Here is a 25,517-nt window from a genome sequence, read left to right on the forward strand (position 1 = left end):
ACAGGCGGATAACCGGGAGGTTATCCGCTTTTTTTATCAGCCTTCCTGACCGTTAAGATGCGACAGCAACATCTCTTCAATCAGTTCGCTACGACTGATATTGCGTTCTTCTGCCAGCTTATTGAGGGTATCAACAGCATCGGCGTTCATTTTCAGCTCTACGCGACGCAGACCGCTCGCTTTATCGCGGCGTAACTGGTTGCGCTTGTTGATCCTGAGCTGTTCATCACGGGAAAGCGGATTAGTTTTTGGACGCCCCGGACGGCGGTCATCTGCGAACAGATCAATCGTCGTGCGATCCAGTTGTTCTTTTGCCATAGGTAGCGGTACAACCAGGGAAGTTTTTACATCGGAAAACGGCAAGCCGATTCCTGACGAGCGTTTCACACATTTCGGGCTAAGAAACCCTGACCCAATTTACCCCCCGTAACTCACTTCGAGTAAAACGGGGCGGCAAAATTATAGCGCGCAATCATACACTGGCGCGCCTGGGGTTCACAACGCCTGATTGCCCTGATTTCACGTTAACTTTCGAAGTTGTGCAGACTTTTTGCACAATTTATCCCCAGGATGTTAAACCGACGGCGAATCGATGAAACGATGCACAGCGCGCAGGACGGCGTCGGGTTTTTCTGCGTGCACCCAATGACCGGCTCCGGCGACTACATAGGCTTTTGCCTGCGGGAACTGGCGGCCAATATCTTCGCGATACGCATCCTGCACATAAGGCGAATCCCCGCCACGGATGAACAGCGCCGGACGATCCCACGCCGGAACCTCTTCCCAGCCGACAATTTTGGCATACTCGTTCAGCAGAACCGGCACATTGAAGCGCCATTCTCCCTGCTGGAAGGATTTCAGCAGAAACTGAATCACCCCGTCTTCCTTTATATACTCACGCATACATTCGGTAGCGGAGGTACGGTCGCGCAATCCGGCCCCGGTGACGGCATTAATCGCAGCAAAAATCTCATCGTGACGGCGCACGTGATAATCCACTGGCGCGATATCAATGGCGATGAGCTTCTCAATTCTGTCGGGAATCAGCGCCGTCAGCGCCATAGCCGCTTTCCCGCCCATGGAATGGCCGATTACGATGAATTTTTGGAAACCGACTTCATCTAACGTTTCCATTAAATCCTGCGCCATTGCGGCGTAAGACATCTCCGGCGAACGCCCGGATTGCCCGTGATTACGCAAATCAACCTGCAACACTCTATGCTGTTGTTTCAGGTCGCGGGCGAGAACGCCCAGATTATCAAGGATTCCGAACAGTCCGTGGATCAGGAGAACCGGCAGCGCATCGCTGCCAGCGACTTCAGGTTCTTGCAGGCGATAATGTAATTTCATGGCGAAGTTCATACAGATAAACAATCTCATTAGGTTATCATGAGTAGCGGATGATTTTTTTTAAAACAGAAAGTTTCTGCCAGATGCCTGAGTGGGATTTGACAACGTGGAACAGAAGGCGAACGCAGCGAAAACGGGAAGTAATCTGCTTTTTGCTTAGCGACGCAATTCACCTGTTCGTAAACGCGTAGAAATTTGTATAATCCTTTTGAATGAATTTAGTAGAAAAAACAGTACTGGATAAAGATGAAAACTATTGAGGTTGACGAAGAACTCTACCGCTACATTGCCAGCCACACGCAAGCAATCGGTGAAAGTGCGTCTGATATTTTGCGCCGTATGTTGAAATTTACTGCTGGCCAGACCGCTCCTGCCGCGCCAGTAACATCCGCCGTTATTGCCGGGACCGTCGCACAGGAAAAACCTGTTGCCGCCGCCGCGCCGACGTCGCGTGATAAAGTCCGCGCCGTTCGCGAACTGTTACTGTCTGACGAATATGCAGAGCAGACCAAAGCGGTTAACCGCTTTATGCTGATCCTGTCGACCTTGTATTGCCTGAACCCAAAAGAATTTGCCGCTGCGACCGATTCACTTCATGGCCGCACGCGTACCTATTTTGCCGGCGACCAGCAAACCCTGCTGCAAAACGGCATTCATACCAAGCCTAAACACGTTCCCGGAACGCCGTATTGGGTTATTACTAACACCAACACAGGTCGCAAACGCAGCATGATCGAACACATCATGCAGCTCATGCAGTTCCCGGCGGAACTGACTGACAAAGTGTGCGGCACCCTCTAAATTTCAGCGTAAGAGAGAAGCGCCAGTGGCTAATCACCCCCGTGCAGGGCAACCTGCTCAGCAAAGCGATTTGATCAATGTGGCGCAGTTAACGTCACAGTATTACGTTCTGCAACCGGACCCGCAAAACCCGGCCCATGCCGTGAAATTCGGTACGTCCGGTCACCGCGGCAGTTCGTTGCGTCACAGCTTTAATGAAGCGCATATTCTGGCGATTGCGCAGGCGATTGCTGAAGTGCGTAAAGAGCAGGGCACAACCGGCCCGTGCTATGTGGGGAAAGACACCCACGCCCTGTCCGAACCGGCGTTTATCTCTGTGCTGGAAGTGCTGACGGCGAATGGCGTAGATGTCATTGTGCAGGAAAATAACGGTTTCACCCCGACTCCGGCGGTGTCTCACGCGATTCTGACGCACAATCTCAACGGCGGCGCGCTGGCGGATGGCATCGTCATCACGCCTTCGCACAACCCTCCGGAAGATGGCGGCATTAAATACAACCCGACCAACGGCGGCCCGGCAGATACCAATCTGACCTCCGTGATTGAGAAACGCGCTAACGCATTGCTGGCGGCTAAGCTCGCAGGCGTCAAGCGTCAGTCTCTGGATCTGGCGTGGAAAAGTGGCAATCTGGTGGCGCAGGATCTGGTTCAGCCGTTTATTGAAGGACTGACCGACATCGTCGATATGGCCGCGATTCAGAAAGCGGGCCTGAAACTCGGTGTGGATCCGCTCGGCGGTTCCGGTATCGAATACTGGAAGCGTATCGCAGAGCACTACAAACTGGATCTGACGCTGGTTAACGATGAAGTCGATCAGACTTTCCGCTTCATGCATCTCGACCACGACGGTGTGATCCGCATGGACTGCTCGTCTGAATCCGCGATGGCCGGCCTGCTGGCGCTGCGTGATAAATTCGATCTGGCCTTTGCAAACGACCCGGATTATGACCGCCACGGTATCGTGACGCCTGCCGGTCTGATGAACCCGAACCATTATCTGGCGGTGGCGATTCAGTACCTGTTCCAGCATCGTCCGCAGTGGGGCAAAGACGTCGCCGTCGGCAAAACGCTGGTTTCCAGTGCGATGATCGACCGCGTTGTTGAAGACTTAGGCCGTAAACTGGTCGAAGTCCCGGTGGGTTTCAAATGGTTCGTGGATGGCCTGTTTGACGGCAGCTTCGGTTTTGGTGGCGAAGAAAGTGCAGGGGCTTCTTTCCTGCGTTTCAACGGCACACCGTGGTCTACCGACAAAGATGGGATCATCATGTGCCTGCTGGCCGCGGAAATCACCGCCGTGACCGGTAAAAACCCGCAGGAACATTACAACGAACTGGCTGCCCGTTTCGGCGCGCCAAGCTACAACCGTATTCAGGCACCCGCGACTCACGCGCAGAAAGCCGCACTGTCTAAACTTTCTCCTGAACAGGTGAAAGCTGACACGCTGGCCGGTGACCCGATCACTGCCCGTCTGACCAACGCTCCGGGGAACGGCGCGTCAATCGGCGGCCTGAAAGTGATGACCAAAAACGGCTGGTTTGCGGCACGTCCGTCCGGTACAGAAGAAGCTTACAAAATCTATTGTGAAAGCTTCCTCGGTGCTGAACACCGCGAACAAATCGAGAAAGAAGCGGTAGAAATCGTCAGCAAGGTGCTGGCCGACGCGAAATAAGTCCCTTTCTTCATCTCATCAAAAGCGCTGATTATTCAGCGCTTTTTTTTTGCCTGCGTTTCAGACATAAAAAGATATATCTAAATGCATTTTTGGGCTTGCCAGTTTCTGAAATCCGATCTAATTTAGATATATCGAAATAAATCGATATATCTAAATAGGACATAAATTATGTTTAGCAAAATGTTTGAAGGGCGCCATCGCGGTCATGGTTGCCGGGAAGAAGGGCATCGCGGTCATTGCCGTCATGAATCAGAACGCAGCGATCACAGCGAACGTCACATGTTGCGCCGCGATGGCCGCCATCGTGGTGAAGAACGCGGTGAGGAAGGGCGTGAACGTCGCGGACGTGGCGAAGGTCGTCGCGGGGGGCGTGGCGATCGCGGTGTACATCGTTTGTTTGAACACGGTGATTTGCGCCGTGTACTGCTGGCGCTGGTGGCGAAGAAACCGAGTCACGGTTATGAGCTGATCAAGGCGATTGAAGAAGCGTCGTCAGGTCTTTACGTGCCAAGCCCTGGCGTGATTTACCCGACGCTGACCCTGCTGGAAGAACAGGATTTCCTCGAGCCTGTCGCCACCGGCAATGGCCGTAAAAGCTATCAGATTACCGAAGCCGGGAAAGTGGAACTGGCGCAACATCAGGCTGCGGTAGATGTGATTTTTGCCCGTCTGGCTGGCGCACAGCGTCCGCCTGAAAACAATCTGGCAGAAGGCATTCATGAATCTATGCACCGTCTGCGTCATGCGCTGCGCACAAATATGATGCGTGCGGATTTGACGCCGGAGCAGGTTGTGCGGGTGAATGCAATTTTGCAACAGGCGGCTGAAAGTCTGGAAGCCGAATTCGGCGATGCTAAACCGGAGACTGATCAACCTAAGGCATAAAACGATAGCCCACGCCGGTCTCGGTCAGTAAATGACGCGGCCGGGTGGCGTCGGCCTCCAGTTTCTGGCGTAAATGCCCCATGTAGATGCGCAGATAATGACTGTGTTCGACGTAATTCGGGCCCCACACATGGCTCAGTAACTGACGCTGAGTAATGACTTTGCCGCTGTTTGCCAGCAGTTCAGCCAGCAGGCGAAACTCAATCGGCGTCAGATGACAATCTTCACCGTTGCGCTGTACGCGCCGGTTGATCAAATCCACCGTCACATCAGCAAACGTTACCAGCGGGCTTTCCTGCGAACTGCCCGCATGACGTCGTAACGCGACGCGAACCCGCGCCAGCAGTTCACCGACGCCAAACGGTTTTGTGAGGAAATCATCGGCACCGGCATCCAGCGCCGCAATCTTATCTTCTTCGCTGGTGCGTGCCGACAGCACAATAATCGGGATGGCGCTCCAGTGGCGCAAATCGCGGATATAGGTCAGGCCGTCACCGTCCGGTAAACCGAGATCGAGAATAATCAGATCCGGTTTACGGGTTCCGGCCTCAATCAGCCCGCGTTGCAGTGTCTCACTTTCAAATACCCGTAAACCTTCCCCCTCAAGCGCTGTGCGCACAAAGCGGCGGATTTCTTTCTCGTCTTCCACAATTAAAATATTTACCGGGGATGCGCTCACGTTGCCTCGTCGATGTCTGTGTCCATATCCGTTTCCATGTCAGGCACTGCTTCCAGCGGCAGCCTGAAGCGGAAACGCGCGCCGCCGTCCGGGCCATTTTCAGCCCAAATCCGTCCGTCGTGTACTTCAATAATGGCACGACAAATCGCTAATCCCAAACCCACGCCGGGAATGGCTGACTCTTTATTTCCGCGGGCGAATTTTTCGAAAATCGCATGCTCCGCGCCTTCCGGAATTCCCGGACCATTATCCCAGACTTCGATCTCCAGCCAGTCGCCGAGCGGTAACGCTCTGATGCCGATGGTGGCACCGACACCGGCATATTTATGGGCATTCTCCAGCAGATTGATCAGCACCCGTTCGATCAGGCTTGCATCACAATTGACCAGCACCATTTCGGCAGGCAAATCGATTTCAATATGGTCATGTGCCAGCACCGGTTCCAGCATCCGCAGGGCACTTCCGGTGATTTCCTCCACCGACTGCCACTCTTTGCGCAGATTAAATCCGCCGGACTGAATGCGCGCCATATCCAGCAGATTGTTCACCAGTCGCGTGGTGCTCAGCACCTGCTGGCGGATCTGGCTGGCCTGTGGCGCATGTTTCGAGCCTTCGGAGGCCAGATCCAGCGTCAGGATTTCCGCCTGTCCGAACAGCACGGTGAGCGGGGTGCGTAAATCGTGGGAAAGTGCGGACAGCAGCGAGTTACGCAGTTGCTCACGCTCTGTTTCCAGACGTGATGTTTCCGCGCTGGCCGCAAGATGCAGACGCTCAAGGGCGTTGGCGATCAGCACCGTAAATGTCTGCAAAAGCCGCTGTTGTTCCGGCACCAGAAGCTGACGGATATTCGGCGGCTCAACCGCCAGCAAACCGCGCGATTCGCCCGAGGCCACCAGCGGCAGAAGCTGATACGGCACGCCGGGCAACGTATCGGTCCCGGCACCGGCGGGCAGTTTTTTATCGAAACTCCAGCGGGCAATGGCGTCGTCCACCACAATCGAGGTGATTTCACCGGCCGGTTGCACCAGTTCACCGTATTCATCGGGCAGCAAAATGGCCGTTTTGGCGTTCAGGCTGGAGGAAATAAAGTGGCGGCTGGTTTGCGCGATCGCTTCCGGTGTCAGCGACTGGCTCAGCCCTTTGGACATCTCATAAAGATGCTGTGCGCGCTTTTCACGGTGACGGGCGATGCGCGCCTGATAACGCACACCGGCAGTGAGATTCCCGATCAAAATCCCGACGATCAGCATGACGCCGAACGTCACCAGATATTGCGCGTCTGTGACGGCCAGCGACCCGCGCGGTTGCACGAAAAACAGATCAAAGCTGACGACGTTGATTACCGCTGCCAGCACCGAGGGCCAGCGGCCATAAAACAGCGCCACGATCACCACGCCAAGCAGATACACCATCACCAGGTTGGCCTGATCGAACGCGGGCACCAGCCATTGCGAAAGCACCGTAATGATGGCGCACAGCGCGACGGCCAGCGCACACCCGCGGATCTGGCGGCTGAAGCGGTCAACGAATGTCCGGGGATCCTGCTCTTTTCGCGACGAATTATTCGGGGTGTCTTCCAGACCGACGACAATCAGATCGAGATCGGGCCCGATCTCCGCCAGTTTATCGGCAAAGCTCGGGCCGAATTTCCAGCGTTTCTCGCGACGGCGGCCGGTCATCACTTTGCCCAGACGATGCTCACGGGCGTAACGCAGAATGGCCTTTTCTTCCTGCGGATCGGCCAGCGTGGCGGTTTCCGCGCCGAGCTCCTGCGCCAGTTTCAGCGCATGCAAAATCGCGCGGCGCTGGCTTTCCGGCAAACGGTGCAGGCGCGGGGTTTCGACATATACCGCATGCCAAACGCAGCCCAGACGCGCCGCCAGACGTGACGCGACGCGAACCAGCTTCTCGTTGCCGCCGTCGTGACCGATGCACAGCAGCAACGCATCGCGGGTATGCCAGACGCGGCTGACGCCCTGATCGTCACGGTATTCGCGCATCTGATCGTCCACGCGATCGGCGGTGCGACGCAGGGAAAGCTCGCGCAGGGCAATCAGATTGCCTTTGCGGAAAAAGTGTTCGATAGCGCGTTCGGCCTGACCGGGGATATAAACTTTGCCTTCTTTCAGGCGCTGGCGCAGGGAGTCGGGCGGTAAATCCACCAGCACCACTTCGCTGGCGTCATCAAATAAACGGTCGGGCACCGTTTCACGAATAATAATGCCGGTCACGCCGCTGACCACGTCGTTCAGGCTTTCGAGATGCTGAACGTTCACTGTGGTAAACACGTCGATACCGGCATCGAGAAGTTCTTCGACGTCCTGCCAGCGCTTCGGATGGCGCGAACCGGCGGCATTACTGTGCGCCAGTTCGTCCATCAGGATCAGGGCAGGGCGGCGGGCCAGCGCGGCGTCGAGGTCAAATTCGTAAACCTGACGGCCGCGGTGGTGAATGCGTTTTGGCGGTAACAGAGAAAGCCCCGGCAGCAGCGCCTGCGTTTCCTGCCTTCCGTGGGTTTCCACCACGCCGACCAGCACGTCGAGACCGGTGGCGCGCAGACGCTGCGCTTCCTGCAACATGGCGTAGGTTTTCCCGACGCCCGCACAGGCGCCGAAAAAGACTTTCAGTTGCCCGCGCGGCTTCTCGTTAGCGAGCGCCAGCAGGCTGTCTGGATCAGGGCGATCGTCAGTCATATTTTCCTTATTGAGATTTCAGTTCATCCAGTGCCTGATTCAGACCGAGTACGTTAACGACGTCGGGGCCGAGGAAACCAATCAGCGGTGATGATGTATTATCATCAATCAATTTATTCACTTGCGCCAGTGGCAGACCCCGCGCAGCCGCAATGCGTGGTGCCTGCCATTGGGCGGCTTCCACCGAAATTTGCGGATCTAAACCGCTGGCGCTGGCGGTCACCAGATCCACCGGCACAGCCGCAGGACTTAGCGGATTAGCCTTACGCAGCGCCGCCACACGGTCTTTCACCGCCTGATCCAGTGCAGGATTACTGGCCGCCAGATTACTGCCTGCGGACGCCATCGGATTATACGGCGAGTCAGAGGTGGCGGACGGACGTCCCCAGAAATAATCATTGCGGGTAAAATTTTGCCCGATCAGTTCTGAGCCAATCATTTTGTTGCTGCTGTCTTTCATCAGCGAACCTGTCGCCTGCGCGCGGAATACCAGCTCTGAAACGCCGGTGGTCAGCAGCGGATAAGCGACGCCGGTCGCCAGCGTCAGCAGAACCGTCATCACCAGAGCCGGGCGGACATAGGACATTCTTTTAACGGACATAATGGTCTTCCTCAAAAATCAGCTCAGATGTAAAACGGTCAGGATCACGTCAATCAGTTTGATACCGACAAACGGCACCAGCAGGCCGCCGACGCCATAAATCCACAGATTACGGCGCAACAGTGATGCGGCGCTCATGGCTTTATAGCTCACGCCTTTCAGCGCCAGCGGGATCAGAAACACAATCACCAGGGCGTTGAAAATAACCGCAGACATAATGGCCGACGACGGAGAAGTCAGATGCATCACGTTCAGCGCGTTCAGCTGCGGGTAGGTCGCCGCAAAGGCTGCCGGGATAATCGCAAAGTATTTCGCGACGTCGTTGGCGATACTGAATGTGGTCAGCGAACCGCGCGTCATCAGCATTTGCTTACCGATATGCACTACTTCAATCAGTTTGGTCGGGTTGGAATCCAGATCCACCATGTTCCCGGCTTCTTTCGCCGCTTGCGTACCGGAGTTCATGGCCACCGCCACGTCAGCTTGCGCCAGCGCCGGGGCGTCGTTGGTCCCGTCGCCGGTCATCGCGACTAAACGGCCTTCCGACTGATACTGGCGGATCAGCGCCAGTTTGGCTTCCGGCGTGGCCTCGGCCAGGAAATCATCGACACCCGCTTCAGCGGCGATCGCGGCGGCGGTCAGACGGTTATCCCCGGTGATCATCACCGTTTTGATACCCATTTTGCGCAGCTCGGCAAAGCGTTCCTTGATACCGCCTTTAACGATATCCTTCAGCTCCACCACGCCCAGCACCTTCGCACCTTCTGCGACGACCAGCGGCGTGCCGCCTTTACGCGCCACGTTTTCCACCAGCCCGTCAACGGCTTTCGGGAACGTACCGCCGTTGGATTCCACATGACGACGGATGGCGTCCACCGCACCTTTACGGATATTCCGGTCGCCGACGTTCACGCCGCTCATGCGGGTTTGCGCAGAGAACGGCACAAAGGTCGCATTCAGCGAATGAATATCGCGCTCGCGCAGGTTAAAGCGTTGTTTCGCCAGCACCACGATACTGCGGCCTTCCGGTGTTTCATCGGCCAGCGACGATAACTGCGCGGCATCGGCCAGTTCCTGTTCCGTCACCTGAGGTGCGGGCAGAAACTGCGATGCCTGGCGGTTACCCAGCGTAATGGTGCCGGTTTTATCCAGCAGCAGCACATCCACGTCACCGGCGGCTTCCACCGCACGGCCACTGGTGGCAATAACGTTGGCTTCCAGCATGCGGCTCATCCCCGCAACGCCGATAGCTGACAGCAAACCGCCGATGGTGGTCGGGATCAGACACACCAGCAGGGCGACCAGAACGGTGACGGTGACCGGAATACCGGCGTGACTGGCGTCCACGCTGAACAGCGAGAACGGATACAGCGTGGCGGTTGCCAGCACGAACACCAGCGTCAGCGCCACCAGCAAAATGGTCAGCGCCACTTCGTTAGGGGTTTTGCGACGTTTCGCGCCTTCGACCATGGCAATCATGCGGTCAAGGAAAGTATCACCGGGATTGGCCGAACACTCGACCACCAGCCAGTCGGACAACACGCGTGTCCCGCCGGTGACGGACGAAAAGTCCCCGCCGGATTCGCGGATCACCGGTGCGGATTCCCCGGTGATGGCACTTTCATCGACGGACGCGCCGCCGATCAGCACTTCCCCATCGCACGGCACGGTGTCTCCGGCTTCGATCAGCACATAATCGCCTTTGCGCAGCGTATCGGCCGCGACTTTTATCACCGGTGATTCCGGGCGCGGTTCGTAAATCTTCTTCGCCCAGCTGGTTTTCTGCACGCCTTTCAGGCTCTGCGCCTGCGCCTTACTGCGGCCTTCCGCCAGCGCTTCGGCGAAGTTAGCAAACAGCACGGTGAACCACAGCCACAGCGACACACTGCCGGTAAAAGCGGCGCTGCCGTCGGTGTGGTGTGACAGAATCGCCAGCCAGATAAGCGTGGTGAGAATACTGCCCAGATACACCACGAACATCACCGGGTTGCGCCACTGAACGCGCGGATCCAGTTTTTTCACTGAATCCAGCAGGGCGGTGCGGATCAGTTGAGGTTCAAATAATGCACGTTGTTTACGGCTCATTTTATTAATCTCTATATTCATTAATTCAACGAATTACGCAGCATTACTGTGCTGACCAAACCTGCAAATGTTCTGCGACCGGCCCCAGCGCCAGCGCCGGAATAAAGGTCAGCGCACCGACCAGCAACACGGTGCCGACCAGCAGGCCGATAAACAGCGGACCGGACGTCGGCAGTGTGCCATTGCCGGCTTTCTGACGTTTTTTCGCTACCAGCGAACCGGCGATAGCCAGTACCGGAAGGATCACGCCAAAGCGTCCGAAGAACATGCATACCGCCAGCAACAGGTTGTAGAACGGCGTATTGACGCTCAGCCCTGCAAACGCGCTGCCGTTGTTATTGGCGGCAGAAGACACGGCGTAAAGCACTTCGCTGAACCCGTGCGCACCGGGGTTTGCGATCCCCGCGCGACCGGCATCGGTGACCAGTGCCAGCGCGGTGCCGAGCAGCACGAGCGTGGGTGTCACGAGGATCGCCAGCGCGGTCATCTTCATGTCGTAAACGTCGATTTTCTTGCCGAGATATTCCGGCGTGCGGCCAATCATCAGCCCGGCGATAAACACCGTTAGCAGCACAAACAGCAACATGCCGTACAGCCCGGAGCCCACACCGCCGAACACCACTTCACCGATTTGCATCAGCCACATTGGCACCATGCCGCCGAGTGCAGTGAAAGAATCGTGCATGGCGTTAACCGCGCCGCAGGAGGCCGCCGTCGTGACGACCGCATACATTGCCGACGCCAGAATGCCGAAGCGGCTTTCCTTCCCTTCCATGTTGATGTTGCTGTTAGCGCCAAGCATCGTGAAGTGCGGATTGCCTTTGAGCTCTGCGTACATCACCACTACCACTGAGACGACGAAAATCACCGACATCGCCCAGACCAGCGCGTTGCCCTGGCGGTTGTCACCGACCACGCGACCAAAAGCAAAACACAGCGCACAAGGGATGATGAAAATCGCCAGCATCTGCGCCATGTTGGTCAGCGCCGTCGGGTTCTCAAACGGATGCGCGGAGTTTGCACCGAAGAAACCGCCACCGTTGGTCCCCAGCATTTTGATGGCTTCCTGAGAGGCCACCGGCCCCATCGGCAGCGTCTGCTGCAAGCCTTCCAGCGTGGTGATGTGCTGATATGCTTCAAAGTTTTGAATCACGCCCTGACTGACGAAGAACAGCGCCAGCAGGAACGACACCGGCAGCAGCAGATAGATTGTGATGCGCCATAAATCCGTCCAGGCGTTACCGATGGTTTGCGCGGAAGGGCGTGCAAAAGCGCGGATCAGCGCAAAGGCAACGGCGATACCCGTGGCGGCAGAAAGGAAGTTTTGTACCGTTAAACCGACCATCTGGCTGAGATAGCTCAGCGTATTTTCGCCGCTGTACGCCTGCCAGTTGGTGTTGGTCACGAAACTGACGGAGGTGTTAAACGCCAGATCCCAGGACATCCCGCCGAAATGCTGCGGGTTCATCGGTAAAACGCCCTGCGCCATCAGCATGGCGGTCAGGACAATAATCCCCAGAATGTTGAATACCATGATCGCCAGCGCGTACTGCCACCAGTTCATCTCAGCCTCGCGGCTGCCGGAAGTGCGTAATACGCCGTATTCGATGCGCTGTAAAAATGCGCCGGGCTGTCCTTCAATCAGTTGAGCAATAAAGTTACCCAGTGGTTTTGCCAGCAGCAAAAGCACCAGCATAAAACTGGCAATCATTAAGAATCCGGTTGCGGCCATTTAAAAATCCTCCGCATTCAGCAGGGCATAAACCAGATAGCCGAGCAGCAGGAGAACCAGCAATGCGCCGCAGATTACGCCAACAGTCACAATCCACCTCCACAGGTGTGTTTTTATGTTGGGAGGAGAATAAGAAAAGGCGGGAAAAGATCCTGAAAAGAAAGGGCATCGCGGTGTAAAAAAAGTATAAAAATGCGCAAAAATGAAACCCAAGAGAAACTTTAAACACGTATTTATTTAACTATTTTGTAACTCAATTACAGCGATAGCCAAAAAATGGCGAAAATTTACACTTCAAAGTGGTCAGATGAGTAGTAAAATTTCACCGGTTGCAGTAAAATTTTTCGCAACTTACAGTTTCCGAAAAATAGATACAGGAGCAACGCCATGAATGAATACACGCCGTACACAATGACCCGCATACTGGCCCGCCGCGCTTTTGTTATCGCAGCCGGTGTGCTGGCCCTGCCGGTCATGTTGTTCCGCGCTGACCGCGCCCGTTTTTACAGCTATTTACACCGTGTCTGGATGAAAACCAGCGATAAGCCGGTGTGGCTGAGTCATGCTGAAATGGCGACCCAGGATTTCTACTGATTTAGCTCCCCTCCCGGCCTCCCCCTTCGCAGGGGGAGGAGCCAGAAACCCCGTTTCCCAACGGGGTTTTTTATTGTCCTTTTTAGAAACCTGTACAACATTATTTTTATGTATAACTTATGATAAGGTTATACATGAGGGTGATGATCTGCTGACACTCCCATTTCTTCCTTCAACGCCGGGAGCTGACAATGACGAAAACAATTCCTATCGGTATCAGCGCATGCCTGCTGGGTGACAACGTCCGTTTCGATGGCGGCCACAAGCGTTTCGCATTTGCGGTAGAGCAACTCGCGCCTTATGTTCGCTTCGAACCGGTTTGCCCTGAAATGGCGGTTGGTCTGCCGACGCCGCGTCCGGCACTGCGACTGGTCAGAAGGGATGACGGCGTTGCGATGCGTTTCAGCAATGACGAAACCGTCGATATCACCGGCAAAATGCAGAGCTATTCTGAAAAACGTGTCGCGCCTATGACGCACCTGTGTGGCTATATCGTTTGCGCTAAATCCCCAAGCTGCGGCATGGAACGCGTGCGGGTTTACAGCGCCAACGGCAAGGATGCAAAGAAAAGCGGCACCGGAATTTTTACCGCGGAGCTGATGAAACAGCATCCGTGGCTGCCGGTGGAAGAAGACGGCAGGTTGAATGATCCCGTCCTGCGCGAGAATTTCGTTGAACGCGTTTTCACGTTGTTTGAGCTGAATCAGCTGCGCGAAAGCGGCCTGACACGCGGCAAACTGATGGCGTTTCACAGCCGCTACAAACTTTCCCTGCTGGCCCATTCGCAGCCGGAATACCGTGAGCTCGGGCGTTTTGTCGCCGCGATGGCGGAATGGGATTCCCTCGATGAATACTTTCTTGAATACCGCCAGCGCCTGATGAATCTGTTGCAGCACAAAGCCACGCGGCGCAATCACACCAATGTGCTGATGCACGTTCAGGGCTATTTCCGTAAACAGCTGAATTCGTCACAGCGCCAGGAACTGGCGGGACTGATCGACCGTTACCGTCAGGGCGTGCAGCCGCTTCTCGCGCCCATCACGTTACTGAAACATTACATGTCGGAATATCCCGACGCCTACCTTTCGGGCCAGCGTTATTTTGAGCCCTATCCTGAAGCCTTATGCTTACGATACGGACATTAGAAGGACAGTTATGACCACGCATTTAGTCTGGTTCCGCAACGATCTGCGCATTACCGATAACCGTGCCTTACACGCCGCCTGTGAGGATCCGCAGGCGCGCGTGATCGCGATATTTATTGCCACGCCGGAGCAGTGGAAACAGCACGAGATGGCGCCGCGTCAGGCGACGTTTATCTACCAGCACCTTCAGGCATTACAGCATTCCCTGGCAGAGCGCGGTATTGCGCTGCATTACCATCAGTGTGATGATTTTGCTGACAGCGTGAGCTGGCTGAAAGATTTTTGCGCCAGTGAAAAGGTTGATGCGCTTTTCTACAACAAACAGTATGAAATCAACGAGCGTCAGCGGGATCTGGCGCTGGAAAAAGCGGTCAGCGATACCGTCATGTGCCACGCTTTTGATGACAGCCTGCTGTTGCCACCGGGATCTGTCACCACCGGTAACGACGAAATGTACAAGGTTTACACGCCGTTCCGCCGGGCTTTTTTGGCGCGGCTGACGGAGTCTGACAGCCGTTCCCTGCCTGCGCCGCAGGCGCGTGAAAACGTAGAAAAACCGGTGATGCATAAACTGATGCCGTTTGATTATCCGCTGGCGGCCATCGGCGATGATTTTGCAATCGGCGAGGAAGCCGCCCGGAATCAGTTGCGCAGTTTTTGCCGCGAGCAGGTGCAGGATTATCTCGAACAGCGCGATTTACCGGCCATCGACGGCACCAGTTCGTTGTCGCCTTATCTGGCGATTGGCGTGCTTTCGCCGCGTCAGTGCCTTAACCGTCTGCGCACGGAATGCCCCGACGTGCTGGAAAAAACCGACGGCGGCGCATTCGGGTGGCTGAACGAACTGGTGTGGCGCGAGTTTTACCGCCATCTGATCGTCGCCTGGCCGAAGCTATGCAAACATCAGCCTTTTGTTGAATGGACTGACAGCGTGCGCTGGCGCGATGCGCCGGACGATTTGCAGGCGTGGAAAAACGGTAAAACCGGCTATCCGATTGTGGATGCGGCGATGCGCCAGCTAAATTCCACTGGCTGGATGCACAACCGTCTTCGGATGATTGTCGCCAGTTTCCTGGTGAAAGATTTACTGATCAACTGGCGCGAAGGCGAGCGCTATTTTATGTCACAACTGCTCGATGGCGACCTTGCCGCTAACAATGGCGGCTGGCAGTGGGGCGCTTCCACCGGTACCGACGCCGCACCGTATTTCCGCATTTTCAACCCGACCACACAGGGCGAACGGTTCGATAAAGCCGGACGATTTATCAAGGCCTGGCTGCCGGAACTGGCGGATGTGCCGGAACGAGACATTCATCAACCGCATCGTTGGGCTGAAAAACAGCATCGCGTGCTAGACTATCCGCTGCCGGTTATCGATCACGCCCGTGCCCGCAAGGACACGCTGGCGGCGTTTGAGGCGGCGAAAAAGCGCAGTCAGCCTGAGGGCTGACCTTATCGAGGCTCACCACGACAAGGAGCGATGTGATGAAAAAATACCTGCTGGCGCTGATGATTGGCTGCTGGATTAACCCGGCAGCCGCGGGCTTTGATGTCATCGCCCTCGGGGTTAACGGCGGCGTCGAAGAGGGCAATCTGACGTCGTATCTGGTGCGCAGCGATGACCAGAAACTGTATCTCGGGCTGGATGCCGGGTCGGTTTTACCGGGGATCCGCAAGGCGCTGGAGAAGGGGAGTTTCCCTGAGGTGACGGCAGAAAACGCCACCCCGCTGACGCCGCAGGGCGCGGTCTTCCGTAATCTGATTGGCGGTTATTTTATCAGTCATGGTCATCTCGACCATCTGGCCGGGCTGATTATCAGCTCGCCGGAAGACACGAAAAAGCCGATTTACGGCACCGCCGACACTATCGGCACATTGCGTCAGCATTACTTCAATGGTCGCGTCTGGCCGAATTTCACGGATTCCGGCAGCGGCCTGCGCATCGGCACGTACCGCCTGAATCTGCAACGCCCCGATCAGCGTTTCTCGCTGGGGCTGACCGGCCTTGATGGCCGCATCTTCCCGCTTAGCCATGGCGGCACGCCATCGAGCATGATTCTGATCAGCCGCAATAAAGAGTCGTTTGCTTTCTTCGGTGATACCGGTCCGGATGAAGTGGAGAAATCGAAAAACCTCGACGCCACCTGGCGCGTGCTCGGCGAAGAGATCAAAGCGAAACGCCTGAAAGGGATAATCATCGAAACGTCGTATCCGGACGGCGTGCCCGACAGCAAACTTTTCGGACATCTGACGCCAGACTGGTTGCTCAAAGAACTTGGCTACCTGCAACAATACGCCGGTGGCGAAGGTTCGCTGAACGGGCTGACGGTAATTATCAGCCACGTCAAACCCAGCCTGAAAGCCGGTGCCGATCCCGAAAAAGAGATCATGGCGCAGCTTGAGAAAGGCAATAATCTGGGTCTGAAGTTTGTCCGGATGCAGCAGGGTGACAGACTGACGCTGGAATAGGGGCTAAAAAAGAGGGAAACGGCCGTTTCCCTCTGAGCTGTATCGCGTTAATCCACCCGCGGGCTCAGCGCCTGCAACAGCGGATCTAAATGGGTATTCATTTTCTGATAAACGTCTGCATTCAGGGCGTTATAAAGCTGATGATTTTTCCCGTCGGGCGTGAAATGTTCGCCCATCCGCACCATCTTTTCGGTCGCTTTTTCGTAGCTGTCAAATACACCCGCGGCCATTCCGGCGTTGACCGCGCACCCGACGGCGGCCGAGCCTTTCATCAGATTACGTCGGGTCGGTACGCCAAACACGTCGGCGAAGATTTGCATGAATAAATCACTGTTTGCGCCGCCGCCGGAAATAATCAGGCCTTTGAACGGTATGCCCAGTTCGTCCGCCATCTTATCCATATGATTTTTCATGGTAAACGCGATGCCTTCGAGCATTGAGCGGTACATATGTGCGCGGGTATGGCGTCCGTCAAATCCTATCATCGCGCCTTTGCGGAACTCGGCTTCTGACGGCGGTGCCCAGTCGTGAACCGTCAGCAATCCTTCGCAGCCTGCCGGAATTTTCGTCGCTTCACGGTTGAGTAATTCTTCGATGCTCAGGTCTTTCTCCTGCGCATCGGCCAGCGCGGCGGCACCAAACTGGTCGCGGAACCAGCTGATGGTCCACATTCCGCGGCGCACGCCCATACATTCATACAAATAATGCCCCGGAACTGACGCCTGGAACGGCCAGAAGTTTTGCGTATTTTTGACGTTTTCGTGGCCGTGAACCATCGCGCCAATGTAGGTGCCCAACGAAATCAGTGCGATACCCGGTTCGAGCGTGCCTGCGCCCAGCGCCTCGACGGCTTTGTCGTGCGCGGTAGCAATCACCGGGATCCCGGCGGGCAGGCCAATCTGGCGCGCGGCTTTTTCACTCAGATAGCCGAGCATCTCACCGGGTTTCACCACATCGAAAACCTGACTGCGGCTCAGGTTGCAGCTTTCCCATTGCGCAGGATCGGTGCTCCAGTCCAGCATGTCATTGTCCATCGGCCACCAGCCGATGTAATTGGCGCAGGTATCTTTAAATTCGCCGGTCAGGCGGTGAGTGATGTAGCCGGATGTCGTCGTGACATATTTCACCTCGCCGTAGCACTCAAGTGGCTGATAAGGTTTATTCAGGCGCTTATCCATCCAGTTGATCACCGGCCACGCCAGCTCGCCGTTGCCTTTGAGCAGCACGCGGCAGCAGCGGATGACGCACACGCCCATCGCCAGAATCTGGCTCGCGTCGCCGCCCTGCGCATAGAAGTTGTCCATGACTTTGCCGAAGGCGACTTTCAGGGAATCCCACAGGTCATCGTCCGGGTGTTCAGCCAGCAGCGGCGCGGGGATATCCAGTTTTCGCAACGCCTGTTTGCCTTCGCAAATGACGTTGCCTTCCGTATCGAAAATCACCACTTTTGCACTTTGTGTACCGACATCCACGCCCATCAGATATTTTTTGTTCATTGAAAAACTGTCCATATTTAACGCTCCGTTAGATGAATTCCTGTGTTGGCTGCTTTGCGGTCCCGGCCGGAACGGCGTGGCTGCGGATATTTCTGATCAGTAATGCTGTAAAAATAAGCACCATGGCCGTGGCCGCCAGGCCGAGCAGCCACATGTTGCGATAGGCCACGGCGGCGGGCAGGGTGTCCTGCCAGTGGCCGACCAGCGGATAAACAAACACGTCTGGCAGAAAGCCAATCACTGAGCAAATCCCGACCGTGGTGCCCATGATGTATTTCGGCGTGCGGGCTTCGCCGATGCAGGCAAAATACAACCCGCGCGAAGCGTAACAGGCGAACGCCAGCAGCAAAATAAGCCCGATGCCAATGAAGACGGATGAGGGATGCGCGTTGGTTATCAGCAAAACGCCCAGCGTGATAATGCTCACGAGTGACAATAGCTGGACGGCGCGGGTCGGGGATTTCAGCCTGGTATAAGTGGTGATAATGCCGCCCAGCGGGCCGCACAGCGCGCGGAAAATCTTGTTGATGACGATGCCCATATAGCTGGCGGCGACCAGCGTCATGCCATACATTTCCGTCAGATAGTTGGTGGAATAGCTGAGGATCGCGTAGATGGTGTAAACGCCGAAAATGATCAGACTGCAATACCAGGTGGTACTGATTTTCAGCACCGAAGTGATGTCTTTCAGGCTGAACTTTTGCGTGCCGCTCTCGTCGCTGCGGACCGTAAAACCGTCCTGCACGAAGAACCAGCACAGCACGCCCAGCAGGATATAAACGCCGCTGTAAATCAGGATCACGGCTTTCAGGCTGGCAGGATTTTCCGGGGCGAACAGGGAAAAGACCCACATCGTAAAGACCGCCAGCGCCATGACGCCGACCCCGCGCAGGCCTTCCATCCAGCCCATAATTTTGCCCTGTTCCTCGTGATTTCCGAGCAACGACGCGGCTTTTATGGAAACGGACCACAGCATTAAAATCGTGGTAATGGCGAACGCCACCTGAATGACGATCATCACCCAGAATGGCGGATAGACGGCCATTAATAAGCCCAGCAGGCCGGTGACGATCATGGCAAAACTCATCATTTTTTTGTGTGAGAATTTATCGGCAATAATTCCGCTGGGTGCATATAAAATAATCGCCGTAATACCGAATGTGCTCATAATTAACCCTATTTCGGTATTGGAAAATCCCATGAACTTTGCCATGGGTATTTGGTAGATATAACGTAAGTAAGCCAGATCAAAACTGACACCGCCGCTGATACTTATTATTGCCAGCGTCAGCCAGCGACGAAAATTAGAAGGTTCCATATTGCTGCCCTGTATTTTTAGCGGATTAAGGCAAAAAAAAAGAGAAAAGCAGACTTCCCCGCAGGAGGGAAGTTACTTTTCTCTTGATCTCTGGTAACTGAGAATAGTAATAGCATGCCGCAATATTAATTTACCGTGAGAAATCTCACAGAATTATTAAACGAGTTTTTTGTGAGTCTGCTCACGGAATCCGGCTAATTAAACATGGTACACCTTAAAGCCAGTTACTAGAGCCGATGAGAAAAGTAGCTTCCCTTTATTTCCGGGGAAGATTGCTTTTCTCTTTTTTTTTGGATTTTTTCAGGTAAGGAGCTTCACCATGTCGTTGAACGCGCTGAATGAGTTTTCACTGGATTTCTTCTCTCTGAAAGGAAAAACGGCCATCGTCACTGGCGGAAATAGTGGTTTGGGCCAGGCCTTTGCGGTCGCACTGGCCAAGGCCGGAGCCAATTTGTTTATTCCGAGTTTCATTATGGACAAAGGCGAAACGCGTGAACTGATTGAATTGCAAGGAAGTCGCGTTGAGTTTATGCAGGTAGACATCACCGAGAAAGGCGCACCGGCGCGTGTGATTGAGCAATGTCTGAAAACCTTCGGCACGGTGGATATTTTGGTCAACAACGCCGGGATCTGTAAGCTCAATAAAGTGCTGGATTTTGGTCGTGAAGACTGGGATCCGATGATTAATATAAATCTGACCGCGGCGTTCGAATTAAGCCATGAAGCCGCGAAAATCATGATCCCTAAAAATGAAGGGAAAATTATTAATATTTGTTCGCTGTTCTCATATCTGGGCGGGCAATGGTCTCCGGCTTATTCCGCCACAAAACATGCGCTGGCCGGCTTTACCAAAGCGTATTGCGATGAACTTGGGCAATATAACATTCAGGTCAACGGGATTGCGCCGGGATATTACGCCACCGATATTACGGTTGAAACCCGGAAAAACCCGGTCACCAATCAGCGCGTATTAGATCACATTCCGGCAAACCGCTGGGGAGAAACCCAGGATTTAATGGGGACAATGGTCTTCTTAGCCAGTCGCGCGTCAAATTATGTTAACGGACACCTTGTGGTTGTCGATGGCGGTTATTTAGTCCGTTAATTTTGTTATGCGTATTCAGGGTGGTTCCTGAGTCTGATTTAAATTTACTGAAGAAATAAGGATTATTTATGTCGTTATCCCGTGAAGCCATTGTTGATCATTTAAAAGAGATCGTCGGTCCGGCGCAGGTCATTACCGATGAGGAAGTGCTGAAGAAAAACAGCGTCGATCGCTTCCGTAAGTATGCCGATATTCATAACGTTTTCACGCTGCCACTGCCTGCGGCGGTCGTGAAGCTGCACAACACGCAGCAGGTATCCGACGTGCTGGCGTTTCTGAATAAACACGAAATTAACTGCGTGCCGCGTACCGGCGCATCCGCCACTGAAGGCGGGCTGGAAACCGTGGTGAAAAACTCGGTGGTGCTCGACGGTTCCGGTCTGAATAAAATCGTCAAAATCGATATCCGCAATATGCAGGCGACGGCGCAGTGCGGCGTGCCGCTGGAAGTGCTGGAAAATCAGCTGCGTGCGCAGGGTTACACCACCGGACATTCGCCGCAGTCCAAGCCGCTGGCGCAGATGGGCGGCCTGGTCGCCACGCGCAGCATCGGGCAGTTTTCCACGCTGTATGGTGCCATTGAAGACATGGTGGTCGGGCTGGAAGCGGTGTTCCCGGACGGAAAAATCACCCGCATCAAAAACGTGCCACGCCGGGCGGCCGGGCCGGATATCCGCCATGTGATTATCGGTAACGAAGGTGCGCTGTGCTATATCACTGAAGTGACGGTGAAAATTTTCAAATACATGCCGGAAAATAATCTGTTCTACGGTTATACACTGGAAAACATGCAGACCGGTTTCGACATTCTGCGTGAAGTGATGGTTGACGGTTATCGTCCGTCCATTGCCCGTCTGTATGACGCCGAAGACGGCAGCCAGCATTTTACGCATTTCGCTGACGGTAAATGCGTGCTGATCTTCATGGCCGAAGGGACGCCGGGCATTGCGCGGGCGACTGGTGCAGGCATCGAAGGGATTGTGGCGCAGCATCCGGAATGTCAGAAAGTGGACAGCGCGCTCATCGAACGCTGGTTTAACCACCTGAACTGGGGCCCGGAAAAAGTGGCCGCAGAGCGTGAGCAAATCCTGAAGACCAATAACATGGGCTTCACCACGGAAGTCTCCGGGGACTGGTCGAGCATTCACACTATTTATGAAAATGTCATTCGCCGCATTCGCGATGAATTCCCGCACGCGGACGATATCACCATGCTCGGCGGTCACTCCTCACACAGCTACATCAACGGCACCAACATGTATTTTGTCTACGATTACAACGTGATGGACTGCAAGCCGGAAGAGGAAATCAACAAGTACCACAATCCGCTGAACAAAATTATTGTCGAGGAAACCATCAAACAGGGCGGCTCGATGGTACATCACCATGGCATCGGCAAACACCGCACGCACTGGACCAAAGATGAGCACGGCAGCGCCTACTACATTCTGAAGGCGCTGAAAGATGTTTACGACCCGAAAGGGATCATGAATGCGGGTACAATTTATCCGATTGAAAAATAATGTGATTTACACCTCCCCCTGTGAAGGGGGAGGTGTTAGGAGGGGGCTTGGCTGGCGGCTATGCAGTTTGAGTTCACCCCCCATTTTCCCTTCTTAAAAGGGAAGAATAATGAGCATCACCCGACACGGAGCGAAACATGGCCGCAGGTAAAACGGTTCAGGTCAGTATGGATGACATTCCGCTCAACGCCTTTCACATCAAAATGGCCGGGCTGACGTTCGGCGCGCATCTGACAGACGGTTATGTGCTCGGCATGATTGGTTTTGCACTGGTTCAGCTCACGCCGCAAATGCAGCTGACGCCGTTCTGGCAGGGGCTGATCGGCAGTTCCGCGCTGTTTGGCCTGTTTATCGGCAGCCTGTTTCTGGGATGGTTATCCGATCATATTGGCCGCCAGAAAATCTTTAATTACAGCTTTATCATCATCACGCTGGCCTCTGTTGGTCAGTTTTTTGCCCAGACGCCGGAACAGTTGTTCTGGCTGCGCGTGCTGGTGGGTATCGGGCTGGGCGGTGATTATTCCGTCGGGCACACCATGCTGGCGGAGTTTTCCCCGCGTAAACACCGGGGCATTTTGCTCGGTTCTTTCAGCGTGATATGGACGCTCGGCTACGTCAGCGCCAAGCTGACCGGCCATCTGATGGCCGATTTCGGCCCGGACGCCTGGCGTTGGCTTCTGGCCTCATCGGCGATCCCGGCGGTTCTGATTATGTTGCTGCGCATCGGCACGCCGGAATCTCCGCGCTGGCTGATGCAAAAAGGGCAATTCGCAGCGGCGCATCGCGTGGTGCTGCGCTGTTTTGGCCCGAACGTCACGCTTAACGATGAGATCGCCGTGGCGACTTCGCATCATCTTAAAACCCTTTTTTCGGCCAGATACTGGCGGCGGACGGCATTTAACAGCCTGTTCTTTGTCTGTCTGGTGGTGCCGTATTTTGCGATTTATACATTTTTGCCCGCCATTATCGCCCTCATTGGCCTGACGCCCGGCCTGAGCACGGATTTGCTTCTCAATACCTTGCTGGTGGCGGGCTCGCTGGCCGGAATTGGCCTGACGGTGACCTGCTCCCGACGCGGCTTTCTGATTGGCTCGTTCCTTTTGCTGACGTTTTGTCTCGCTGTGATGAGCGTACTTCCTGAAGGCTATGCCGGATTAACGCTCTTTCTGTTTGCCCTGTTCACACTGGCTATTTCAGCGGTCAGCAATCTGGTCGGCGTGTTTCCGGCTGAGAGTTTCCCCACCGATATCCGCTCGCTGGGCGTCGGATTTGCGACGTCGATGAGCCGTTTCGGTTCGGCTATCGGCACCGGTTTACTGCCGGTTTCCGTGCTGACGCTGGGGATCCAAAACACCACATTGCTGCTGGCGGGAATATTGCTGCTGGGCGCGGTCATTTCGATTCTCTGGGCACCGGAAACTAAAGGAATGACGCTGGTCGGCGCGTCTTCACCGCTTACCGTGGCGAAACAAGGAAATGGCCTGTGAATATTGTTGTGTGCGTAAAAGTGGAACCGGATTTATCAATGCTTTCGGCCAGCGACTGGCAGGCGGCTGAGCAAAAGGGCATTTCCTATGATTTCGCCCGCTGGCAGCTGAGCGGATTTGACCAGAGCGCGGCAGACATGGCCCTGAGCCTCACCGACGCCAGCCTGACATTGCTCACCGTCGGCGGCGAACAGACCACACCGGTGCTGAAAACGTTGCTGGCGCTGGATTTTCAGCGTGCGGTGCGCATTGACGCAGCGGCTGAGGATCTGCGTTTTCATCCCGAAGCCATCGCTGCGCTGATTGCCGGTTTCCATCATCAGGACGAAAAAACCGGGGTGATTATTTTAGGCCCGCAGAGCAGTGAAGGGCAGAACCGGCAAACCGGGCCGCTGCTGGCGGAAATGCTGGGCTGGCCGTGTATCACGCAGGTTTGCGATATCAGGCGCGCTGAAGACCCAACGTTGTTGCGCGTCGTCAGGAAAACGCCGGAAGCGGTGCAGACACTCACTGTGCGGCTGCCGGTAGTGCTGGTCGCCGGGCAGGCTGCGCAGGATCGCCTGTTGCGTATTCCGACGCTGAAACAAAAACTGGCGGCGGCGCGCAAACCTCTTGATGTCCTGCGGGCAGAATCGCTCGCGAAATTACCGCCGGTGCCGGTCGTTACGCTGGCTCTGAGAAATGCGCGACGCGGCGCAATGATCATCGAAGGCGGCAGCCCGGCGGACAAAGCCCTGACGCTGTATACCGGTTACCTGAAATCGCGGGGAAACTGATGAACATCGCTATTATTCTTGACTGCCGCCAGCGGGGATTTTTGTCGCAGGCGCAGATGCAAAATGATTTTCTCCGCGCGAATCCGATGTTATCCGGTTCCGCCGAGATGTGGTTGTTGTATGACGCAGATAAGCCGGATGTGTTACCGCAAATGGCCTGCGATGTCCGGCATATCGTCTGGATTTCGCTTCCCGAAAACGGCCTGGCAGAACCGGCGCTAGAGGCACTGACGGCTTTGTTTGATCAGCGTCCGGCAAAACTTTTACTGTGCGCAAGCGGTGAAGCGGCGGACGAACTGGCCACACGGCTGGCGTACCGGATCGGTGGTGTCAGTGGAACCGGCGTCGTTAAAGCCGAAAGAAGTGAAACACACTGGCGTGTGGTCAGGCCCGCGTACGGCAGCCGGATGTGGGCGACGCGAACGCTGAACGGTTCTTCGCTGTGTATTTCGGTGGCGGCAACGGGCGGGAAACCCGCGCGAACCACGCCAGTTCACGCCCAAGAAACGGATTTTTCAGCGCCGTCTGCGCCAGCTGGCTGGCTGGTGGATTTTCAGCAGGAACCGCAACTGCCGGATAACGGTTTGCATAATGCCTCCGCCGTTCTGGTGATCGGGCAGGGAGCGGGCAGCGCGGAACAAGTGCGGCGGCTGGAGGCATTCGCCCGGCAAATCCACGCAGAGCCGGGATGCAGCCGTCCTGTGGCGATGAATGCCTGGTGTGAAATGTCGCGGATGGTGGGGATTTCCGGCGTGGTCACTGCGCCCGACGTGTGCATCGTGGCCGGAGCGTCAGGTGCCGCGGCGCTGATGGCAGGCATTGATCGCAGTGAGTTTATCGTGGCAATCAATACCGACCCGCATGCCGCGATTTTTGCGCAGGCGGACGTCGGCATTGTGGACGATCTGGATGATGTTTTGTCTGCGCTCGCCGCGTGTTATTCCTGCACCAGCGTTTAGAATTTCAGCTGCCAGACGCCGGTGTTGGTGGTGGAAACGGCCACGGCACCGGCGTTCAGCGCGCTGGTTGCATCTTCTAAGAACCTATCCCAAAAGGAATTGTCAGTTAATAAGTAATGGCAATTTTTGAGGGAAGTATGGCAGGCA

The 25,517-nt window shown here is 55.3% G+C and carries 22 protein-coding genes; 12 read left to right on the forward strand and 10 right to left on the reverse strand.

Features of this window, described 5'->3' with window-relative positions; all coding sequences use genetic code 11:
* Positions 1–36: 36 nt before the first annotated feature.
* Positions 37–318, reverse strand: a complete 282-nt coding sequence (gene ybfE / locus J8X26_RS19515; RefSeq protein ID WP_104924773.1) for a LexA regulated protein — start codon at positions 316–318, stop codon at positions 37–39.
* A gap of 255 nt (positions 319–573) precedes the next feature.
* Complete coding sequence (gene ybfF / locus J8X26_RS19520) at positions 574–1,362, reverse strand: esterase (RefSeq protein WP_208951673.1); 789 nt, start codon at positions 1,360–1,362, stop codon at positions 574–576.
* 234 nt (positions 1,363–1,596) lie between these two features.
* Between ybfF and seqA the strand changes: the two genes are divergently transcribed.
* The 3 genes from seqA (at position 1,597) to J8X26_RS19535 (ending at position 4,708) form a co-directional block, all read left to right on the forward strand.
* Positions 1,597–2,151, forward strand: a complete 555-nt coding sequence (gene seqA, locus J8X26_RS19525; RefSeq protein WP_152326461.1) for a replication initiation negative regulator SeqA — start codon at positions 1,597–1,599, stop codon at positions 2,149–2,151.
* Positions 2,152–2,176: 25 nt separating this feature from the next.
* The gene (gene pgm / locus J8X26_RS19530; protein ID WP_208951666.1) at positions 2,177–3,820 is read left to right on the forward strand and encodes a phosphoglucomutase (alpha-D-glucose-1,6-bisphosphate-dependent); all 1,644 of its coding nucleotides are present in this window, start codon (positions 2,177–2,179) and stop codon (positions 3,818–3,820) included.
* Positions 3,821–3,991: 171 nt separating this feature from the next.
* Positions 3,992–4,708, forward strand: a complete 717-nt coding sequence (locus J8X26_RS19535; protein WP_208951667.1) for a PadR family transcriptional regulator — start codon at positions 3,992–3,994, stop codon at positions 4,706–4,708.
* On the opposite strand, the gene kdpE is transcribed toward J8X26_RS19535, so the two are convergent.
* The 6 genes from kdpE to J8X26_RS27990 are packed head-to-tail and all read right to left on the reverse strand — an operon-like array spanning position 4,698 to position 12,588.
* Positions 4,698–5,387 (reverse strand): two-component system response regulator KdpE, encoded by a 690-nt coding sequence (gene kdpE / locus J8X26_RS19540; protein ID WP_165059437.1) that lies wholly within the window; start codon positions 5,385–5,387, stop codon positions 4,698–4,700. The genes J8X26_RS19535 and kdpE overlap by 11 nt on opposite strands.
* Entirely contained in the window at positions 5,384–8,080 is a 2,697-nt protein-coding gene (gene kdpD, locus J8X26_RS19545) for a two-component system sensor histidine kinase KdpD (protein ID WP_152326465.1), read from the reverse strand. The genes kdpE and kdpD overlap by 4 nt, the downstream gene beginning before the upstream one ends.
* Positions 8,081–8,087: 7 nt before the next feature.
* A complete protein-coding gene (gene kdpC, locus J8X26_RS19550) occupies positions 8,088–8,666 on the reverse strand; it encodes a potassium-transporting ATPase subunit KdpC (protein WP_193333154.1) in 579 nt (192 codons plus the stop codon).
* Between the two features lie 33 nt (positions 8,667–8,699).
* Positions 8,700–10,766 carry a potassium-transporting ATPase subunit KdpB gene (kdpB, locus tag J8X26_RS19555; protein ID WP_152326467.1) on the reverse strand — a complete coding sequence of 689 codons (2,067 nt, stop codon included), beginning with the start codon at positions 10,764–10,766 and terminating at the stop codon, positions 8,700–8,702.
* A gap of 43 nt (positions 10,767–10,809) precedes the next feature.
* Complete coding sequence (gene kdpA / locus J8X26_RS19560) at positions 10,810–12,498, reverse strand: potassium-transporting ATPase subunit KdpA (protein WP_152326468.1); 1,689 nt, start codon at positions 12,496–12,498, stop codon at positions 10,810–10,812.
* Entirely contained in the window at positions 12,499–12,588 is a 90-nt protein-coding gene (locus J8X26_RS27990; protein WP_101075733.1) for a K(+)-transporting ATPase subunit F, read from the reverse strand.
* A 297-nt stretch (positions 12,589–12,885) separates the two neighbouring features.
* Here J8X26_RS27990 and J8X26_RS19570 point away from each other — a divergent pair, with 297 nt between their 5' ends.
* The 4 genes from J8X26_RS19570 to J8X26_RS19585 all read left to right on the forward strand — a co-directional run bounded on the left by J8X26_RS19570 (position 12,886) and on the right by J8X26_RS19585 (position 16,706).
* Positions 12,886–13,092, forward strand: coding sequence for a YbfA family protein (locus tag J8X26_RS19570; RefSeq protein ID WP_095921190.1), 207 nt, complete (start codon positions 12,886–12,888; stop codon positions 13,090–13,092).
* Positions 13,093–13,283: 191 nt separating this feature from the next.
* Positions 13,284–14,237 (forward strand): DUF523 and DUF1722 domain-containing protein, encoded by a 954-nt coding sequence (locus J8X26_RS19575; RefSeq protein ID WP_165059441.1) that lies wholly within the window; start codon positions 13,284–13,286, stop codon positions 14,235–14,237.
* Positions 14,238–14,247: 10 nt separating this feature from the next.
* The gene (gene phrB, locus J8X26_RS19580) at positions 14,248–15,687 is read left to right on the forward strand and encodes a deoxyribodipyrimidine photo-lyase (RefSeq protein WP_165059443.1); all 1,440 of its coding nucleotides are present in this window, start codon (positions 14,248–14,250) and stop codon (positions 15,685–15,687) included.
* Between the two features lie 35 nt (positions 15,688–15,722).
* Positions 15,723–16,706, forward strand: coding sequence for an MBL fold metallo-hydrolase (locus J8X26_RS19585; protein ID WP_152326472.1), 984 nt, complete (start codon positions 15,723–15,725; stop codon positions 16,704–16,706).
* A 47-nt stretch (positions 16,707–16,753) separates the two neighbouring features.
* Here J8X26_RS19585 and J8X26_RS19590 read toward each other — a convergent pair whose 3' ends face one another.
* Together J8X26_RS19590 and J8X26_RS19595 are read right to left on the reverse strand one after the other, a co-directional pair.
* On the reverse strand, positions 16,754–18,217 hold the full coding sequence (locus J8X26_RS19590) for an FGGY-family carbohydrate kinase (protein WP_244370692.1): 1,464 nt from the start codon (positions 18,215–18,217) through the stop codon (positions 16,754–16,756).
* A gap of 13 nt (positions 18,218–18,230) precedes the next feature.
* Positions 18,231–19,520 carry a nitrate/nitrite transporter gene (locus tag J8X26_RS19595; RefSeq protein WP_208951668.1) on the reverse strand — a complete coding sequence of 430 codons (1,290 nt, stop codon included), beginning with the start codon at positions 19,518–19,520 and terminating at the stop codon, positions 18,231–18,233.
* A 319-nt stretch (positions 19,521–19,839) separates the two neighbouring features.
* On the opposite strand from J8X26_RS19595, the gene J8X26_RS19600 reads away from it, so the two are divergent.
* From J8X26_RS19600 to J8X26_RS19620, 5 genes are all read left to right on the forward strand, one after another.
* A complete protein-coding gene (locus tag J8X26_RS19600; RefSeq protein WP_152326474.1) occupies positions 19,840–20,625 on the forward strand; it encodes an SDR family oxidoreductase in 786 nt (261 codons plus the stop codon).
* Between the two features lie 68 nt (positions 20,626–20,693).
* Positions 20,694–22,148, forward strand: a complete 1,455-nt coding sequence (locus J8X26_RS19605) for an FAD-binding oxidoreductase (RefSeq protein ID WP_165059451.1) — start codon at positions 20,694–20,696, stop codon at positions 22,146–22,148.
* Positions 22,149–22,285: 137 nt separating this feature from the next.
* Positions 22,286–23,635 (forward strand): MFS transporter, encoded by a 1,350-nt coding sequence (locus tag J8X26_RS19610; RefSeq protein ID WP_208951669.1) that lies wholly within the window; start codon positions 22,286–22,288, stop codon positions 23,633–23,635.
* Positions 23,632–24,411 carry a hypothetical protein gene (locus tag J8X26_RS19615; protein ID WP_208951670.1) on the forward strand — a complete coding sequence of 260 codons (780 nt, stop codon included), beginning with the start codon at positions 23,632–23,634 and terminating at the stop codon, positions 24,409–24,411. Before J8X26_RS19610 ends, J8X26_RS19615 begins: the two co-directional genes overlap by 4 nt.
* Positions 24,411–25,370, forward strand: a complete 960-nt coding sequence (locus tag J8X26_RS19620) for an electron transfer flavoprotein subunit alpha/FixB family protein (RefSeq protein ID WP_208951671.1) — start codon at positions 24,411–24,413, stop codon at positions 25,368–25,370. Before J8X26_RS19615 ends, J8X26_RS19620 begins: the two co-directional genes overlap by 1 nt.
* The last annotated feature ends 147 nt before the right edge of the window (positions 25,371–25,517 follow it).

It is taken from the genome of Rahnella sp. ChDrAdgB13, from assembly GCF_017655185.1.
GTDB lineage: Bacteria > Pseudomonadota > Gammaproteobacteria > Enterobacterales > Enterobacteriaceae > Rahnella > Rahnella contaminans.

Coding starts and splice junctions, on each gene's coding strand:
- ybfE (WP_104924773.1), bottom strand. CDS start 318: ATGGCAAAAGAACAACTGGATCGCACGACGATTGATCTGTTCGCAGAT.
- ybfF (WP_208951673.1), bottom strand. CDS start 1,362: ATGAACTTCGCCATGAAATTACATTATCGCCTGCAAGAACCTGAAGTC.
- seqA (WP_152326461.1), top strand. CDS start 1,597: ATGAAAACTATTGAGGTTGACGAAGAACTCTACCGCTACATTGCCAGC.
- J8X26_RS19535 (WP_208951667.1), top strand. CDS start 3,992: ATGTTTAGCAAAATGTTTGAAGGGCGCCATCGCGGTCATGGTTGCCGG.
- kdpD (WP_152326465.1), bottom strand. CDS start 8,080: ATGACTGACGATCGCCCTGATCCAGACAGCCTGCTGGCGCTCGCTAAC.
- kdpC (WP_193333154.1), bottom strand. CDS start 8,666: ATGTCCTATGTCCGCCCGGCTCTGGTGATGACGGTTCTGCTGACGCTG.
- kdpB (WP_152326467.1), bottom strand. CDS start 10,766: ATGAGCCGTAAACAACGTGCATTATTTGAACCTCAACTGATCCGCACC.
- kdpA (WP_152326468.1), bottom strand. CDS start 12,498: ATGGCCGCAACCGGATTCTTAATGATTGCCAGTTTTATGCTGGTGCTT.
- J8X26_RS19570 (WP_095921190.1), top strand. CDS start 12,886: ATGAATGAATACACGCCGTACACAATGACCCGCATACTGGCCCGCCGC.
- J8X26_RS19575 (WP_165059441.1), top strand. CDS start 13,284: ATGACGAAAACAATTCCTATCGGTATCAGCGCATGCCTGCTGGGTGAC.
- phrB (WP_165059443.1), top strand. CDS start 14,248: ATGACCACGCATTTAGTCTGGTTCCGCAACGATCTGCGCATTACCGAT.
- J8X26_RS19585 (WP_152326472.1), top strand. CDS start 15,723: ATGAAAAAATACCTGCTGGCGCTGATGATTGGCTGCTGGATTAACCCG.
- J8X26_RS19590 (WP_244370692.1), bottom strand. CDS start 18,217: ATGGACAGTTTTTCAATGAACAAAAAATATCTGATGGGCGTGGATGTC.
- J8X26_RS19595 (WP_208951668.1), bottom strand. CDS start 19,520: ATGGAACCTTCTAATTTTCGTCGCTGGCTGACGCTGGCAATAATAAGT.
- J8X26_RS19600 (WP_152326474.1), top strand. CDS start 19,840: ATGTCGTTGAACGCGCTGAATGAGTTTTCACTGGATTTCTTCTCTCTG.
- J8X26_RS19605 (WP_165059451.1), top strand. CDS start 20,694: ATGTCGTTATCCCGTGAAGCCATTGTTGATCATTTAAAAGAGATCGTC.
- J8X26_RS19610 (WP_208951669.1), top strand. CDS start 22,286: ATGGCCGCAGGTAAAACGGTTCAGGTCAGTATGGATGACATTCCGCTC.
- J8X26_RS19620 (WP_208951671.1), top strand. CDS start 24,411: ATGAACATCGCTATTATTCTTGACTGCCGCCAGCGGGGATTTTTGTCG.